General features: G+C 66.4%; 20 protein-coding genes. 9 read left to right on the forward strand and 11 right to left on the reverse strand.

Going from position 1 to position 15,226, the window contains the following annotated elements:
* Positions 1-118 precede the first annotated feature (118 nt).
* The 4 genes from QM595_RS07280 (at position 119) to QM595_RS07295 (ending at position 2,202) form a co-directional block, all read left to right on the forward strand.
* Positions 119-376: a hypothetical protein gene (locus QM595_RS07280; protein WP_415170873.1), complete on the forward strand. Its 258-nt coding sequence runs from the start codon at positions 119-121 to the stop codon at positions 374-376.
* Between the two features lie 100 nt (positions 377-476).
* A complete protein-coding gene (locus tag QM595_RS07285) occupies positions 477-821 on the forward strand; it encodes a hypothetical protein (RefSeq protein WP_415170874.1) in 345 nt (114 codons plus the stop codon).
* On the forward strand, positions 818-1,399 hold the full coding sequence (locus tag QM595_RS07290) for a hypothetical protein (protein ID WP_415170875.1): 582 nt from the start codon (positions 818-820) through the stop codon (positions 1,397-1,399). The genes QM595_RS07285 and QM595_RS07290 overlap by 4 nt, the downstream gene beginning before the upstream one ends.
* Positions 1,396-2,202, forward strand: a complete 807-nt coding sequence (locus QM595_RS07295; protein WP_415170876.1) for a tyrosine-type recombinase/integrase — start codon at positions 1,396-1,398, stop codon at positions 2,200-2,202. Before QM595_RS07290 ends, QM595_RS07295 begins: the two co-directional genes overlap by 4 nt.
* Here QM595_RS07295 and QM595_RS07300 read toward each other — a convergent pair.
* From QM595_RS07300 to QM595_RS07315, 4 genes are all read right to left on the reverse strand, one after another.
* Positions 2,161-3,474 carry a hypothetical protein gene (locus QM595_RS07300; protein WP_415170877.1) on the reverse strand — a complete coding sequence of 438 codons (1,314 nt, stop codon included), beginning with the start codon at positions 3,472-3,474 and terminating at the stop codon, positions 2,161-2,163. The two genes, QM595_RS07295 and QM595_RS07300, sit on opposite strands and share 42 nt — an antisense overlap.
* A complete protein-coding gene (locus QM595_RS07305; RefSeq protein ID WP_415170878.1) occupies positions 3,389-4,249 on the reverse strand; it encodes a hypothetical protein in 861 nt (286 codons plus the stop codon). The genes QM595_RS07300 and QM595_RS07305 overlap by 86 nt, the downstream gene beginning before the upstream one ends.
* A gap of 371 nt (positions 4,250-4,620) precedes the next feature.
* Positions 4,621-4,878, reverse strand: coding sequence for a hypothetical protein (locus QM595_RS07310; RefSeq protein ID WP_415170879.1), 258 nt, complete (start codon positions 4,876-4,878; stop codon positions 4,621-4,623).
* A gap of 2 nt (positions 4,879-4,880) precedes the next feature.
* Positions 4,881-6,605 (reverse strand): hypothetical protein, encoded by a 1,725-nt coding sequence (locus QM595_RS07315; protein ID WP_415170880.1) that lies wholly within the window; start codon positions 6,603-6,605, stop codon positions 4,881-4,883.
* On the opposite strand from QM595_RS07315, the gene QM595_RS07320 reads away from it, so the two are divergent.
* Positions 6,580-6,948, forward strand: coding sequence for a hypothetical protein (locus tag QM595_RS07320; RefSeq protein WP_415170881.1), 369 nt, complete (start codon positions 6,580-6,582; stop codon positions 6,946-6,948). The two genes, QM595_RS07315 and QM595_RS07320, sit on opposite strands and share 26 nt — an antisense overlap.
* Before the next feature lie 30 nt (positions 6,949-6,978).
* Here the strand turns inward: QM595_RS07320 and QM595_RS07325 are convergent, their stop codons facing one another.
* The 5 genes from QM595_RS07325 to QM595_RS07345 form a co-directional block, all read right to left on the reverse strand.
* Positions 6,979-7,134 carry a hypothetical protein gene (locus tag QM595_RS07325; RefSeq protein WP_415170882.1) on the reverse strand — a complete coding sequence of 52 codons (156 nt, stop codon included), beginning with the start codon at positions 7,132-7,134 and terminating at the stop codon, positions 6,979-6,981.
* 121 nt (positions 7,135-7,255) lie between these two features.
* Positions 7,256-7,378: a hypothetical protein gene (locus tag QM595_RS07330; RefSeq protein WP_415170883.1), complete on the reverse strand. Its 123-nt coding sequence runs from the start codon at positions 7,376-7,378 to the stop codon at positions 7,256-7,258.
* Positions 7,375-7,803 (reverse strand): hypothetical protein, encoded by a 429-nt coding sequence (locus QM595_RS07335; RefSeq protein ID WP_415170884.1) that lies wholly within the window; start codon positions 7,801-7,803, stop codon positions 7,375-7,377. Before QM595_RS07335 ends, QM595_RS07330 begins: the two co-directional genes overlap by 4 nt.
* A 10-nt stretch (positions 7,804-7,813) precedes the next feature.
* Complete coding sequence (locus tag QM595_RS07340; RefSeq protein ID WP_415170885.1) at positions 7,814-7,936, reverse strand: hypothetical protein; 123 nt, start codon at positions 7,934-7,936, stop codon at positions 7,814-7,816.
* 451 nt (positions 7,937-8,387) lie between these two features.
* Positions 8,388-8,708: a hypothetical protein gene (locus QM595_RS07345; protein ID WP_415170886.1), complete on the reverse strand. Its 321-nt coding sequence runs from the start codon at positions 8,706-8,708 to the stop codon at positions 8,388-8,390.
* Between the two features lie 214 nt (positions 8,709-8,922).
* Here QM595_RS07345 and QM595_RS07350 point away from each other — a divergent pair, with 214 nt between their 5' ends.
* On the forward strand, positions 8,923-10,272 hold the full coding sequence (locus tag QM595_RS07350) for a GH1 family beta-glucosidase (protein WP_415170887.1): 1,350 nt from the start codon (positions 8,923-8,925) through the stop codon (positions 10,270-10,272).
* 4 nt (positions 10,273-10,276) lie between these two features.
* Here the strand turns inward: QM595_RS07350 and QM595_RS07355 are convergent, their stop codons facing one another.
* Together QM595_RS07355 and QM595_RS07360 are read right to left on the reverse strand one after the other, a co-directional pair.
* The gene (locus tag QM595_RS07355; protein ID WP_415170888.1) at positions 10,277-11,539 is read right to left on the reverse strand and encodes a hypothetical protein; all 1,263 of its coding nucleotides are present in this window, start codon (positions 11,537-11,539) and stop codon (positions 10,277-10,279) included.
* A 240-nt stretch (positions 11,540-11,779) separates the two neighbouring features.
* The gene (locus QM595_RS07360; RefSeq protein ID WP_415170889.1) at positions 11,780-11,986 is read right to left on the reverse strand and encodes a hypothetical protein; all 207 of its coding nucleotides are present in this window, start codon (positions 11,984-11,986) and stop codon (positions 11,780-11,782) included.
* Between the two features lie 196 nt (positions 11,987-12,182).
* Between QM595_RS07360 and QM595_RS07365 the strand changes: the two genes are divergently transcribed.
* From QM595_RS07365 to QM595_RS07375, 3 genes are all read left to right on the forward strand, one after another.
* Positions 12,183-13,328: a CaiB/BaiF CoA transferase family protein gene (locus QM595_RS07365; RefSeq protein WP_415170890.1), complete on the forward strand. Its 1,146-nt coding sequence runs from the start codon at positions 12,183-12,185 to the stop codon at positions 13,326-13,328.
* A 112-nt stretch (positions 13,329-13,440) separates the two neighbouring features.
* The gene (locus tag QM595_RS07370) at positions 13,441-13,635 is read left to right on the forward strand and encodes a hypothetical protein (protein ID WP_415170891.1); all 195 of its coding nucleotides are present in this window, start codon (positions 13,441-13,443) and stop codon (positions 13,633-13,635) included.
* Between the two features lie 26 nt (positions 13,636-13,661).
* A complete protein-coding gene (locus QM595_RS07375; protein ID WP_415170892.1) occupies positions 13,662-15,176 on the forward strand; it encodes a flavin-containing monooxygenase in 1,515 nt (504 codons plus the stop codon).
* The last annotated feature ends 50 nt before the right edge of the window (positions 15,177-15,226 follow it).

The raw sequence follows: 15,226 nt of genomic DNA on the forward strand, positions 1-15,226 counted from the left end.
AGATCACCCTCCACATCAAGTTCCGCGTCACGCCCGTCCGCGACGAATTCGGCGTCACCAGCGAGTGGCGCACTGGCAGCGCCACCCTTGACCATGACGCCCCGGTCGTGGTGAACCGATGAGCCGCATGGTGACCGCCAAGGAACTGCAGAACGCGATCGACACCCTCCGCGCATTCGCGCAAGAGCAGCCCCACCAGCACGACGCGGTCGCCGGGATCGACACCCTGACCGCAGAAGCGGAAGAGTACGAGGCGAGTGACTGGACGAAGGACGCCTTTAGAGCCGGATGGGTGAGCTCCGCGATCCTCAACGCCATCGCCGAGTACACCCGCGATCTACGCGAGCAGGCCGACAACGAGAGGACGAGGCGATGACCCCGACCATCGAGGACCTGCCACCGATCTGTCTGTGCTGCGACATGGCGGACGCCAACCTACTCACGCTCGACCTCATCGAGGCGATGGAGACAGGCCGATGAGCCGCCGGAAGCGGGAGCGTGAGTCGCCGGACATGGTTCCGTTCGTAGGCCGGGTCGCGCGAGCGATGGTCAAGAGGGCAGCCGAAGGGGACCTGGAGGCACTCGTTGCCCTACGGGCGATGCAGTCCGCGATCGACGCGGCGACCATCGACGCCGCGCGTGCTCTACACGGGCACGCCTCAACCGAGTACGGCGGGTCGGCGTACTCGTGGACCGGTATCGGGCGCGTACTCGGGATCAGTCGACAGGCAGCACGCCAAGCATTTGGCCGACAAGGCTCTGTTGTCAGTGACGTGGCCGAGCGCGAGACGCCCCTGTTCGACATGCAGGAAGACGCGTGAGCACGCGGGAGGAGTGGCTGCTCGCGGCCACGGAGGCGATGCGACCGTGGCTTGCAGCTGCGGGATTCCCGCTCAAGGACGTCCGAGTCTCAGCAGGTTGGCCGCTGGGGAACCCTCGAAAGGTCGTAGGCGAGTGCCACAGAGGTACGGCGGACAAAGTTCCGGCGATCTTCATTCACCCAAGCCTAACGGGCGCCATCCCCGTACTCGGAACGTTGCTACATGAACTGATCCATGCAGCGACCCCGCCGGACACGGGGCACCGAGGACAGTTCGTCAAGGCGGCCGAAGCGCTCGGGTTCACGTCGCCGTGGACGACAACCCCGGAGGGGGACGCCCTCAAAGAGCGGCTGGCCGCGCTGTATGCGGACCTAGGCGACTACCCGCACGCGCGCGTGTCGATGGAGACGCGCAAGAAGCAGACGACGCGGATGCTGAAGGCGGTCTGCGAGTGCACCGAGGAGGCCTACATCGTGCGACTGTCGGGCAAGCAGGCCGAACGTGGTGCGCCGATCTGCCCGCTGTGCAAAACACCGATGACGGTCGAGGCTCCCGAGCCACAGGAGAACAGGGAGTGAGCGAGCATCCCCTGATCGGCGAGTGGCGAACCTATCTGCGTGCGGGCGGCTTCCCGGACACAACGATCCGCCTACGAACGCGGCACATCAGACGGGTAGCGTGCGCCTATCCAGACCTTTGCGCCGTCACGACGGGCGACCTCGTGAGCTACCTGGCAGGTCAGGAGTGGAAGCCCGCCACCCGGCAGACGTTCCGGGCGAGCCTACGAGCATTCTACGGATGGACAGCCGCAACGGGACACACCGCGACGAACCCGGCGTACGCGCTGCCGGTCGTGCGAGTGCCCCGGAACCGGCCGCGTCCGATCCCGGAGCCGCTCTACTTCGCCGCCGTCGCCGCGACCTGTCGAGACTGCGACCGGCTGGCACTGATCCTGACCGGCGTGTGCGGGCTGCGAGCCGGTGAAGTATCGCGCGTCCATCGCGATCACTTCGAGGAGACGTCTGACGGCCTAACCCTACGCGTGCTCGGAAAGGGAGGAAACGTGCGGATCGTGCCCGTGCCCGACCAGGCGCGCCCGTACCTACCGGCAGGGTGGCTGTACCCATCGCCGGTCAACAAAGGCGAGCACATGCGCGCGCCGTCCGTCGCGGAACACCTGGCGGAACTCCTGCCGGAGGGCTGGTCGGCGCACAAGTTGCGGCACCGGGCAGCGACCAGGGCCTACGCCGCAACGAAGGACATCCGTGCCGTGCAGGAACTGCTCGGGCACCAATCGCCCGCCACGACGGCGATCTACACGCTCATCCCGGACGAGGACCTACGAGCCGCCGTCTCCGCCATCGTCCCAACTGGCGTTTAAACACCCATCACCACGCCATGCGGCGACGACCTCCCGGCCCGTCGCGAAGTCGAGACGCGCCATGGTCGAGACCGAGAGCCCGTCTGCCTGGAAGAGATCGATAGTCGGAAGCACGCCGAGCGCGCGCTTCATGCGCCGATACTCCGTCACCGTGTTCTTTGATGCCTCACCAGGAACGCCGAAGGCCTCACGGACGAGCATCCCGAGCAGGCGGTCAGCCTTCGCCCAGGACGGACGACCGCCCGGCGAAGCAAGCAGGCCCTCGCGCGGGAGACGGGCGACCAGCTGCGCGACGTTAGCCGTGCCGGTGACGGCCACGCCCATGCGGGACCAGTCCCAGCGATCCCAGGCGATGGAGTGGAGCAGGTCGGGCGAGTAGAGGTCTTCCACCGTGTAGAGGCTCTGTCTTTCGAGCCAGCCGGAACGGAGCTCTGCCTCCCAGCGGACCGAGCCCTCTCGTGCGCCCTTCTCGGCATAAGCGGCGTGCTGATCGTAGAGGCGGACGCCGCCCGAGCCCGATCCAACGAAGAGGGTTTCGGCTGCGCCACGGGCCGGGTCGTTGTAGACGAAGGAGCGGCGAGCGTACGGCCGGCGCTCGTTGAGGAGACCACGAACGTAGGCGGCAGGCATCGAAACGTCCTCAAAGTCGCGAGCCAGGTCGAGACGCTTGACCTTCGCCTCATGCACCTCGCACGACGGCTCGACCCACTCGCGCAGCGTCGCCCACAGCCAGTCAACCACCTCAGGCACGGCCTCGATAGGGCACAGCGAGCAGCCAGCCGGGTCGAGCAGACGCGACGGGTTCGCCTCGATCTTGGCCCAGTAGCCGCCCTGAGGCATCTCCATGACGCCGACCATCACAGCAGCGCCCGACTCGTCGTCGCGAGCCTGTCGCGACTCCGGTCCGCGCCTGGGCGCCACGGCGTCGCCGTCACGGGCCGGTGTCCGGTCGGCCTGATGGACGACCACGGCATGGTCGGGGTCGACGCCGCGCAGCACCGCCGACATCGACCGCCTGCCCGCCGTCACCGCGCGCGAGGTCCACCAGTGATCTTCAGCCGCCACCGCCGCCACTGGCACCGACAACGACAGCCGGTCAATACCGAAGCCGTCACCGACCGGCGTCGTGTCGGCAAGTGGCTTGTGGTCTACAACCGTCGCCGTGGCCGGCCCGTCGTGATGTCCGCTATCCGCTGGCAACCTCGGCCCCGTCCCGCTCGACCACAGGAAGGACGCCACCATCAGCCAACACAGGAAGTTCGACAGCCACACTCGGCGTGTCATCAGTCTCAGGGATCACTATCGTCAGCGGATCAGTGACCGTCGAATCGCCGACAATGCGGCGTTGTCGGGATTCCGTCTTGCGCGGCTCACACGTACAGGAAGCCCGCCGCCTATGTCCGCCGCACTCCATGCACGTCCCCGCATCAGTGACAACGCCTAGCGAAAGCACGGCGTCGAACGTGTCGTAGGCGGCTTCGGCCATCGAGCCCGGTCTCCACATCAGCTGACGGGCAACCGGCTTGATCTTCTCCTTCTTGAACGTCGTCCACTCATCGAAGGTGGCCGCGTCATAGGTGCGCCAGTAGAAAAGACGGCGCGAGCGCCACAGCCTGTCACCGCCCTTGTCCTTGACCGGCTCAGGCACGAAACCCATGCACAGAGTCACGCCTTGAGAGCACTCACGGATGATCGTGTCGGCACGCTTCCAGGACGGCGCCGTCCACCGCAACGCGATGTCGCGACGCCGAAGCTGTACCAGATGATTGGCGACAGCGGCAGGCATCCCCGCACTCTCACGAGACGACGCCACGCCGGTGACCTCGTCAAGGATCACGTCGCAGAACTCAGCCTCAAGCAAGGTCCGATAGTCGTCCAACGGCTGCCACAGCGGATGAGGCTCACCCGTGGCCGGATCGAGAATACGGACCGTAGAGAGCACAGGCCGACCAGCCGCGAGAGTGGGCAACGTGTCATAGACGGCCGCAAGGCTCTTACCACCGCCATTGGCACCGATGTAGGCGTGGATAGGGAAGCCGCGACGCACTCGACGGGAGCGGATCGGAGCGACCCGGACCGGCGGCGGAGCCGATCCGTCCGTCCACGCACTTCGTGCTTGCGGGCGGTCGGACGGCTCCGCCGCCGGCGCGGCGTCACCGCCGCCCGTCCCGGCGACGTGACGGCCCATCAGAACCCACCACGCCCAAGATCACGAGCAGAGCCCTCCACACCCGACACATGGCCGTTTAAACGACGCTTCCGCCGGAAACGGGCGATCATCGCCACAGCCCACACAGCACCCGCCGCCATCCACATCAGCCAAGCCCACCCATCCGACGCAACACGAACAGAACGACATGCCGCCCCACGTAGCCACCGACCGCCACGAACCCCACGACAACCAGATCAGTCAAAGTCTCAGCCACGGACCGACGCCCCCCGAATCAAACCAACCAGCCACAACACAAGCGAAACACCGGCGAAGGCAGGAAAAACGACGAACGCACCGATAGTAAACGCGAACAGCTCAGATATCGGCAGGTAGTAATTAAGGTCAGCCATATGAGCCAGCACCAGCGACCACGACTCATAAACCGTCCACGGGTCCTCAGGAAGCAGGCTCGCCACCCAAAGCAGGCCCGCCTGCAACACATCCATCAACCATTCGACAATCACGACTAGTCACTCCTTCCGCTCGTCGGAGTCGGCTTAAAGATCGGCACCGCCGCATACGCCAGAGACCGAAGGAACGGCGTCACCGCCAACGCCACCAGCCCCGCCGCAAGCCACGGCCGAGCAGCCGCAATCGCACCCGTGAACGACGAACCACACACCACGTTCTTCCCCGCATCCAGCCCGTCACCACCACCAGGGATAGTGACCTCCCAGTCCGGACACGGGCTCGCCAAACTCCCGGACGGAGGACCAAGAGCGCTAAGCCACGAGAAAGGCGGCTTAGTTGTATACGAACCCTGAATAGCCTCAACCCTGGTCTGCAACGAAGTCTGAGGCACGAACGCCCACTTCAACGCACACTTGGTCGGCACATAAACCCAGGACACAGGATTCCACGACCACCCCTCACCCCAACAATCCGACGAATCAGGATCAGACCCCACCACCGTACCCGTAGTCGTAGACGGATTCGTACCACTCTCCGGAATCACCGACGTACCAGTAGACGTCTCAGAGTCAGCATCAGGCTCCCCATCCCCATCCACATCCGACTGCACCTCCAACGACGTACCCGTATCAACGACATACTGATTCAACGTGTCAACAGTGCCCGTAGTCGGATTCCACACGAACGCATTCTCAAGAGGATCACACGTCCCAATTAGTACTACGTAGGACCCGAATTTGCACTTGACTTGAGCCGGATGGGAGACATACCACGAAGCCCAGTCCTCACAATGCTTCGGCGCAACATCGGGGTCATTGCACTCAAGACCATTGACCCACACTGTCGTAACACATTCCAGCTGGACACTATCGCCCGTGACGGTAAAGCAGTCCGGATAAGTGTCGGCCTCGCTGGGAAATGTCACGTCGAGCAACGTCCCGTCCGGCCCAACCACCGTCACCTCTTGAGGAATCCAGCCATGCGCTTGACAAGACGGCATCGTAAAACCGCCCGAATCCCCCGAGTCAGTCGCCGTCAAAACATGCTCAGCACCCAGCGCATCGACACACGTCACCGTCGTCTCAGTCGCCCATTGAGCATCAGAAACCGGAGGCGACCACAGAATATACGTAGACGAGTTATCATACGAAATCCCGATCTTGACCCAGTCAAGGTAAGGATAATCCGACGAACACACCGTATTCGACCCACTCACCCAATACGTGGCACCGCCAGCACCAGCCGCGACCGTCACCGACCCAAGGACAGTGGTCGCGAAGCCAATGGACGTGCCGCCGCCGACATTCGAACACTGATATCCGGAACGCGCTGCGAGGGTATACGTCCGGGCGCTCGTCGAATTCGTCGTGGCCGTCAACGCCGAAACAGTCAATATCCTCGTCGTCACGTCATATGACGCCTCACCAATCGACTGCAAATACGTGACAGTCCCGGCCTGCTCCTCGCTGCCGCTATTCACTAAAGCCTTAACCCACGGCATCCAAAGGTCACGCGTATCGTAAGCCGTCCACGCTATACCGGCAATGCCGAACGCCGCACATGCGACTGTGCCCACGCCGGACGCGCAGAGTGCCGTCGTCGCGACGGACTGTGCGACCTTGCCGCCAGCGAACATCGACCCAGCCCGGATAACCGGCGGGATAGCAAGCGCCGCAGCAGGCCTGGCCGGACCAGCCACCACGATCGCGAGCGAAACCAAGACAGCTACCAGAATGGCAGCTAGTCTGCGGCGCATGAGCGACGACACTTTGGCGATCATCCTAATCATCTCCTTCGCAACCATCTGCGTATGGCTTGGATACGTGATCGGCGTACAGCGCGGAGCGCGAGCAGTACGACGGAGCCTGACGCGCTTCCGCGAAAACGCCCTCGCCGACCACACGCCCGCACCACTGCCGTCAGACGCATCACACGCTCTGCGCGTGCTCAGCGACTACGAGGACGCGATCTATCGAGAAGTCCGCGCGAGCATCCGAATACCAATCAACGAGCACGATTACGTGACGCGAATGACACAACTACATGCGGACGTGACTCGCCTTCGGACCGCCGTGCTCGACCTTGCAGAGTCCGGAGACGTGGCCCGTCGTCGGGTCGAGTAGACGACGGGCCACCCCCGAGCCGGACTGTGCTCAGATCTTGCCGAGCACGCGACGCCCGATGTTCCAGGCCACGAACGCGATCGCCACACCGAAGACCAGCGGCATGTTGTCGCTGATGACCTCCTTGGCGGTGTCCACGCCGTCGCTGATGAACGTGCCGACTTCGTCGGCAGGAGTTGCGGTCATAAGGGTTTACCTCCTCTCCATCCCACTCACGGTTTCCAACTGTTGACGAGCGCCACCACGGCGCCCACAACCAAGCCAGCGGACACGCACGAGGCCACCAGCGCATTCACCGCGTCCGGAGTCACCAGCGGCTCAATTCATGCAGCAGTGCAAGCCCGAGCAGGACCACCGCGACGAGCATCACGAAGCCGACCACGGGACCAGCGACCACCCAGCCGAACTCATGAGCCTGTGCCTCAGTCATGACAACTCTGCCTTGTCGGACTCGCCGCGTTTAAACGGCGTACGGGCATAGCCACCGGCGGCATCGTGGCGAAGCACGGCCAGCGGGTCGCCAACCTCCCAGGCCGCACAACCAACGCCAGCCACCGACGCGACACCCGTGCCACCATCGAGCGCAACGAACTCAGCCAGGACGCCACGGCAGCACCAACACATCCGCGTGCCCGGATAACGAGCCTCCCACCACCGCGCACGAAGCCGTTCCCGCCACGGGACAGCTCTACGCTTCGAGCGCCCCTCCCACGCCGGACGAGACGGGACCTTGCCCGCCTTCTTCTCCCGCTCGACCTCGATCCAGGCCGAGGCGAGCCCGCCCAGGAACAACACCAGGAAGCACGCAGAGACGAAGATAAACGCCGCAACCCCCCAATGCTTCAGCGAGTCCACCAGGCACCCCCTACGGCCGGCGCAGCTGTGCCGCCAGCACCGCCGCGAGGAAAAACAAGACCAACGCGCACCCCACCCACAGCTCGTCGGGAAAGTCCTCCGTCGTCAACGGAACATCCTCGATCACCGTCACGTAGCACGGCGTCCCGACCGTCCCGCAAGTCGTCGTTGTCGCCGTCTCGGTCGAACTCTCCGTAGGAGTCTCCGAAGGCGACGGCGACGGCGTCTCGGTAGGATCGTCGCTCGTGACGCCAGTGACGACGCCCGACCTTGCGCCGGTGCCGAGGCCGGTAGAAGTCAGGACGCTCACTCACAGTCACCACCCCGGCCGCCGACAGGGAGAAGCCGTCTGCGACGAACCTTCTCCTCCACGAGGACACCGCCGAGCACCGATACGACCAGTCGGAGCGCCTCCGTCTCGACATCGTGCTCAGCCTCGTGACGCTCCGCCCACTGGCGAACGAGAAGAGACTCAACGTCACCCATGAACTGCAGCCGGAACTGACGAGGCCGACCGCCCTTCATCGGACAGCGGGTACACGTACCAACCAGCGCCGTACCGTCAAGCGAAGGACCGAGCGTGATCACTCGACCGCACCCTTGAGCGCAGCCTCGACCTCAGGGAGACGCCGCCAGCCAGACAGCGCATAACCGGCGCGACCGGTAGGCATACCGTTGGGCCCTGTCTGCGCATAGGCACGCGGGGAGACCTCGACGGCCACGACCTCGCCAGCGACAGGAATCGCACCTTCGAACCGATCACCGCAAGCGACGACAATCGGAGGAGCCGTAACGTTCCGCGAGGGGAACGCGATCAGCGTCTCTGTCCACTGTCGGCCACCATCGCGACCCGCAAGCCGCTCCTGCACACCGACGACCTTGCCGACAACCATCTGTACCGCCATGCTGACGCCCCTTTCGGGCAACCTGATCCTTGTCAGCGCGGCTTCCCGTGATGGACCGGAGCGCGTTCCGTTGCAATCTGGCGAGACGAGGCGACTGCCGAAGGGCTGGTTCTTACCTAACTTTTGGCCTGTCCGCCAGCGGAACGAGCGCCGAACCTGACCCGATCAGCCGAGAAAACGGGACGTTCCCCGGCGGATTGTCACAGTCACGGTCATGATTGTCGCCGTGTCCCTGCCTCAGCTGCCGCCCGGTTTCGTCTTCGGAGTGGGGACCTCGGCGTTCCAGGTCGAGGGCGCCGTCGACGAGGACGGCCGCGGTGAGTCGATCTGGGACCGTTTCACCGCCGAGCCCGGCCACATCGTGGATGGCTCCGACGCCCGGGTCGCGGCCGACCACTACCACCGGGTCGCGGAGGACGTCGGGCTGCTGAAGCGGCTGGGCGTCGGCGGCTACCGGCTCTCGCTGTCGTGGCCGCGGCTGCTGCCCAAGGGCCGCGGTGAGGTCAACGCCAAGGGCGTCGACTTCTACGACCGTCTCCTCGACACCGTGCTCGAGGCCGGCGTTGAGCCGCTGGTCACCCTCCACCACTGGGACCTGCCGCAGGCCTTGGAGGAGGACGGCGGCTGGCTCAACCGCGCCACCATCGACGCCTTCGCGGAGTACGCCGCGCTGGCCGGTGAGCGGTTCGGCGACCGGGTCGCGCACTGGGTGCCGATCAACGAGCCGGGCGCGATCACCACCCTCGCCTACGGGCTCGGCCAGCACGCCCCCGGCCGGCGGATGCTCTTCGACTGCCTGCCCGTCGCCCACCAGCTCCTGGTCGCGCACGGCCGGGCGGTCATCGAGCTGCGCCGTGCCGGCGCGACCAGCGTGGGCTGCGCCAACAACCACTCTCCGATGTGGCCCGCCTCGGAGGACGCCGCCGATGTCGGGGCGACCAAGCTCTTCGACGCCATCTGGAACGGCATGTATCTCGAGCCGATGCTGCTGGGTCACTACCCCGTCGACCTGCAGCCGCTGATGGAGGAGGTGATCCAGGAGGGCGACATGGCGACGATTCGGCAGCCGCTCGACTTCTACGGCGTCAACTACTACAGCCCGATGCGGATCGCCGCCGTCGACGACGAGGACGCGGAGATGCCGTTCCGGCTCGTCCCGCTGGTGGGACACCAGCAGACCGCCTCCGGCTGGTCGGTCGTGCCGCACGCGCTCCGCGAGTGGCTGATCCTCACCCGGGCACGGTTCCGGGCCGGCCTGCCCCCGCTGGTGATCACCGAGTCGGGCTCGTCGTGGGCCGACGTGCCCGACGCCACCGGCTTCGTCGACGACCAGGACCGGATCGCCTACCTCGGGGCGCACCTGGAGGCCGTCTCGGCGGCGATCAACCGCGGCGTGGACGTGCGCGGCTACTACGTGTGGGCCTTCCTCGACTCCTTCGAGTGGGCGGCCGGCTACACCACGCCCTATGGCCTGGTGCATGTCGACCGCGACACCCGGCGGCGCACCCCCAAGGCGTCGTTCCAGTGGTACGCCGACCTGATCGCCGCCCACCGCTCTCTCTGAGTGCCTAGCCTGGGTCGCCGTCCGGATTCGTGATTTCCCTGGTGCCATATTGGGTGGTGTGGAATCGGTAGCCGTGGCGGCTGGTCCACAGATATTCACCCGACGCGAGCTGGAAATAGGACCACCCTGTGCCGTGGGTTTTCACGCGGTGGTGTTGTCGGCATAACGGAGCGATATTGCCAGTCCGGGTTTGGCCGGGCGGGCCGTGTTCTTGCCATTCCTTGGCGTGATCCAGGTCGCAGGCCTCGGCGGGACGCTCACAGAAGGGGAAGACACATTTGCGGGCGGTCTCGATGGCCTGCTCGCGGATGATGTCCGATGCGTATCGGCTTGCTGTGACTGCCTCGGCGGTCAGGTCGAGGACGGGCCGGACGGTGACGTGGCTGTGGGCGCACCAGGCGCGGAGGTGGTCGATGGTGACCATGCCCAGGTGCTGGCCGGTCAGGGAGTGCACGATCGCGTGGGTCTCGCCCTCGGCCACCCGCACTCGGAGGTCGATCCGACGTGGCTGGACGTGCACCGCCTGGTCGGTCTCGCGTGGGCCGAAGCCGACCTCACCGCGCGCCAACATGCCCAGGGCACGGGCCCGGCGGACCGGCTTGGTCTCGGCCAGGCCGTCGCAGGCGGCGAGCTGGTCGGCAATGTCATCCAGCACGGCATCGAGGTCCAGGGCGTCGGTGGTGTCCAGGACCGCCTCCACTCTCGTGGTGGCGGCGCGGCCGGTGGTGGTGCGGACCAGTTCGACGCGGCGCTCGGCCAGGTCGGTGGCTTCGTCCTCGATGAGTTGTTCGGGGTCGAAGCGGGCTAATGCCTCCTCGATCAACCGGTCGAGGGTGGTGACCCCGACCCGCTCCACCCGCGAGCAGACATGGACATCGACCCAGGCGGCCGCCTCCCTGGGGAGCGTCATGGTGGCCTCGGCGACGCGACGTGCCCGCCAGCCGTCCACCTGACCGGCCTTCACCCTCGCCCACGTACACGGGAGACGGTGGACCAGCTCCACGGCCTGGGCCAGGAACACCCGCCCCGACGAGGTCGACCTCCCGGTCGCCGCAGCGAACTCGACCACCGCGAACTCGGTCACATAGGCACAGCCGTCACCACCGAGCAGCACCTCACCCTCACCACCCGGCACACCGTCGAGCAACGAGGCGGCCCGGGTCCAGTCGTCGACCTCGTGAAAGGACGCATACTTCGCGGCGGCCGCGATCTGCAACGCCTCATGGCGCCGTACCTGAATCTGAGAGTCGCGAAAGACCTCGAGCACGCTCCCAGGATCATCGGCCGCGTCGAAAGCGGCGGCGTCTGGAAAGGTCGAAGTCATAACAACCAAGATATCGACCACCACCGACAATTCTGGGCCAGCAGGAACGATTCACCGGCCCGTGTAGCTTTCGCTTACCACGCATCGTGGCCGAACGAGAAGAGATCGCGAGCCGGCTCGGAGCGGCACACACCCGGTGGACTACCGTGCGTGGCACGTTCCGGACCTGGCGGTGCGGTCCACTCACCACGCGGGCCTTCCGGGACTGGCACTACCTCGATGAGTCGGCCGGAACGGGGTGGTCGGCGACTTGGTCGCCGAGGCCGACACCGAGAACGGCGTGTAGCCGTAGCGCCCCGGAGGCAGCGCCTGCAGCGCGATCGCACCGCCCTCGGCGTGCACCGCGTCGGTGATCCCCAGGTGACGCGCCGCCTGCAGTCTGGTCGCCATCTCGCCGGCGAACGGCTTGAGCCAGCCGCGCTTGTTCGGGGCGTGTCCCAGCCACGCACCGAGCCGCTTCGGCGGAGACGGGTCTCCACGCCTGCACTTCTGCCGACTCGGCGGTCTCCACGCCTGCACTTCTGCCGACTCGGCGGTCTGAGGGCCCGCACTTCTGCCGACTCGGCGGGCTGTCATGATCGGGGGCATGGAGCTAGGACAGGGCACGGGCCCGCTGAAGGGCGTCAGGGTCGTCGAGCTGGCAGGAATCGGGCCCGGCCCGCACGCCTGCACCATCCTCGCCGACCTCGGCGCGGACGTGATCAGGATCGACCGCCCCGGCGGTCCCGCGCTCGGTGGTGGCGCCCTCGACCTGACCAACCGGGGCAGGCCCAGCGTCGCGCTCGATCTCAAGCGACCCGAGGCGGTCGAGACGGTGCTGCGGCTCGTGGAGGGGGCTGACATCCTCATCGAGGGGCTCCGCCCGGGGGCGACCGAGCGGCTCGGCCTCGGCCCCGCCGACTGCCTGGCCCGCAACCCGCGACTGGTCTACGGCCGGATGACCGGCTGGGGACAGGACGGCCCGCTCGCCTCCTCCGCCGGCCACGACATGACCTATATCGCCACCGCCGGTGCGCTGTTCGGGCTCGGCCAGGACCCGGTACGGCCGCACTTCCCGACGAACCTGCTCGGCGACTTCGGCGGCGGGTCGACGTACCTCGTCATCGGTCTGCTCGCCGCGCTGCTGGAGTCGAAGGTCAGCGGTCAGGGCCAGGTCGTCGACGCCGCCATCGTCGACGGCACCGCGCACCTGCAGACGATGGCCTACGGGCACCTGGCCGAGGGGATCATGCACGAGCGCCGCGCTGCCGGGCTGCTCGACGGCGGGATGCCGTTCTACGACGTCTACGAGACCGCCGACGGCCGCCACCTCGCGGTTGGCCCGATCGAGCCGCAGTTCTGGGCGACCATGCAGGGCGTGCTGGGCATCGAGCTGCCCGGCCAGTGGGATATCGCCCGCCATGCCGAGCTCAGGAAGCTCCTCGCCGAGACGTTCCTGACCAGGACCATGGCCGAGTGGGCCGAGATCTTCGAGGGCACCGACGCCTGCGTGGCGCCGGTGCTGACGATGACCGAGGCTGCCGAGCACCCGCACCTCAAGGCCCGCGGCACCCTGGTCGAGAAGGACGGCGTGCTCCAGCCTGCCCCGGCTCCCCGCTTCAGCCGTACGGCGGCCACCCTGACCACCCCGCCCCCGGCGGTCGCCGGCCAGCACACCCGCGAGGCGCTCGCCGCCTGGGGCATCGCCGACGTCGACGCGCTCATCGAGGCGGGCGCCGCCGTCCAGCCGTGAAATTCGCTTGAGCACTGATTCCTTCCGACCTAGCCTTGAGTAAGGGGAATTGCTCGAACGAAAGGAATGGGCCAAGGCCGAGTGTCTGGAAGTCCTCGACGAGCTGGTGAGGATGCCTCAGCTCGAGTTCGACGACGGCGAGACGGTGGTGGAGGCGATCGGCCTGGCCCATGACGGTGCCGACTTCGGCGAGGCCCTCATCCACGGCACCAGCCAGCTGTACGGCGTCAGCGAGACCGTGACCTTCGACAGGGACGCGGCCCGGCGACTCGGCTGGCGCGACTTGACAGAACCCGTGGCTTTGTAAGCCTACTAATGGGTAACGTTGTGACCATGGCGACCGACCCCCTCGACGTACTCATCATCGGCGCTGGGCTCTCCGGCATCGACGCCGCGGCGAGCCTGCTGCGCGACCACCCCGACAAGAAGGTGGCGATCCTGGAGGCTCGCCAGTCGCTCGGCGGCACCTGGGACCTGTTCCGCTACCCCGGCGTCCGCAGCGACTCCGACATGTTCACCTTCGCCTTCCGGTGGCGACCCTGGGAGTCCGACCAGACGCTGGCCGACGGCCCCCTGATCAAGGACTACCTCACCACTGTCGCGGCCGAGCAGGGCGTCGACGAGATCATCCGCTATGGCCACCAGGTCAGCGCCGCGTCGTGGGACAGCACCGAGGAGCTGTGGACGGTGACCGCCAAGGTCGGCGGCCGCAACCGGAAGATCACCACCCGGTTCCTGTGGAACTGCTCGGGTTACTACGACTACGACCAGGGCTTCCAGCCGAGGTTCCCCGGCGTCGAGGACTACGAGGGCGTCTTCCTCCACCCGCAGCACTGGCCCGAGGATCTCGACTACGCCGGAAAGAAGGTGGTCATCATCGGCTCCGGCGCCACCGCCGTGACGCTGGTGCCGGCGCTGGCCGAGTCGGGCGCCGGTCAGGTGACGATGCTGCAGCGGACCCCGACCTATATCATCAGCCGGCCCGGCAAGGATGTGGTCGCCGGTGGCCTGAAGAAGCTGCCGTTCACGGCGTACCTGCCCTTCAAGAGGCTGCGCGGCAAGACCTTCTACGAGACGATCCGCTGGGAGAACATCGGCCTCTCCCTGGGGCTCTACCTCTTCGCGCAGCGGGCGCCGCGACTGGCGAAGAAGTTCATCCGCGACAACCAGATCAGCCAGTTGACCGCGCGTGACGGCGGCCCGGGCTTCACCAAAGCTGAGGCGACCGCCTTCGTCGACCAGCACCTCACCCCGCCCTACAACCCGTGGGACCAGCGGCTGTGCGCGGTGCCCGACGGCGACATGTGGAAGGTGATCCGGGAAGGAAAGGCGACCATCGTCACCGACCACATCCGCAGCTTCACCGCCAAGGGCATCGAGCTGGAGTCGGGGGAGACACTGGAGGCGGACATCGTCGTCAGCGCCACCGGCCTCAACATCAAGCTCTTCGGTGGCGCCAGCCTGAGCGTCGACGGCGAGGAGATCGACCCCGGCGAGACCACCGCCTACAAGGGCGCCCTGCTCACCAAGATCCCCAACTTCGCCTTCACCATCGGCTATATCAACGCCTCCTGGACGCTCAAGGCCGACCTGGTCTCGGAGTGGGTCAGCAAGCTGCTCGCCGACATGGACCGGCACGGCCACACCGTGGTGCGGGTCGAGGAGCCCGCAGTGCCGGGCAGTCGCCCGCTGATGGACATGAAGTCCGGCTATCTGCTGCGCGGTGCCCCGTCGATGCCGCGACAGGGCGACAGCGGGCCGTACGAGGCGAAGCAGAACTACTTCCTGGACCTGAGGCGTCTCGAGCCGGGCGACTACCACGAGGACGGCCTCCTGGTCTTCGGCTGAGAACACAGTGGGGGCCGGGGCCCCGCGCCCCGCCCCCCAGGGTTGGGGGG

The organism is Nocardioides sp. (assembly GCF_047607185.1).
Classification (GTDB): domain Bacteria; phylum Actinomycetota; class Actinomycetes; order Propionibacteriales; family Nocardioidaceae; genus Nocardioides.

Excerpts from the sequence above, each read along its gene's own strand:
- QM595_RS07280 (WP_415170873.1), top strand. The coding sequence starts at position 119 with ATGAGCCGCATGGTGACCGCCAAGGAACTGCAGAACGCGATCGACACC.
- QM595_RS07285 (WP_415170874.1), top strand. The coding sequence starts at position 477 with ATGAGCCGCCGGAAGCGGGAGCGTGAGTCGCCGGACATGGTTCCGTTC.
- QM595_RS07320 (WP_415170881.1), top strand. The coding sequence starts at position 6,580 with ATGAGCGACGACACTTTGGCGATCATCCTAATCATCTCCTTCGCAACC.
- QM595_RS07315 (WP_415170880.1), bottom strand. The coding sequence starts at position 6,605 with ATGATCGCCAAAGTGTCGTCGCTCATGCGCCGCAGACTAGCTGCCATT.
- QM595_RS07325 (WP_415170882.1), bottom strand. The coding sequence starts at position 7,134 with ATGACCGCAACTCCTGCCGACGAAGTCGGCACGTTCATCAGCGACGGC.
- QM595_RS07330 (WP_415170883.1), bottom strand. The coding sequence starts at position 7,378 with ATGACTGAGGCACAGGCTCATGAGTTCGGCTGGGTGGTCGCTGGTCCC.
- QM595_RS07345 (WP_415170886.1), bottom strand. The coding sequence starts at position 8,708 with ATGGCGGTACAGATGGTTGTCGGCAAGGTCGTCGGTGTGCAGGAGCGG.
- QM595_RS07350 (WP_415170887.1), top strand. The coding sequence starts at position 8,923 with ATGATTGTCGCCGTGTCCCTGCCTCAGCTGCCGCCCGGTTTCGTCTTC.
- QM595_RS07360 (WP_415170889.1), bottom strand. The coding sequence starts at position 11,986 with ATGGCGACCAGACTGCAGGCGGCGCGTCACCTGGGGATCACCGACGCG.
- QM595_RS07365 (WP_415170890.1), top strand. The coding sequence starts at position 12,183 with ATGGAGCTAGGACAGGGCACGGGCCCGCTGAAGGGCGTCAGGGTCGTC.
- QM595_RS07370 (WP_415170891.1), top strand. The coding sequence starts at position 13,441 with ATGCCTCAGCTCGAGTTCGACGACGGCGAGACGGTGGTGGAGGCGATC.
- QM595_RS07375 (WP_415170892.1), top strand. The coding sequence starts at position 13,662 with ATGGCGACCGACCCCCTCGACGTACTCATCATCGGCGCTGGGCTCTCC.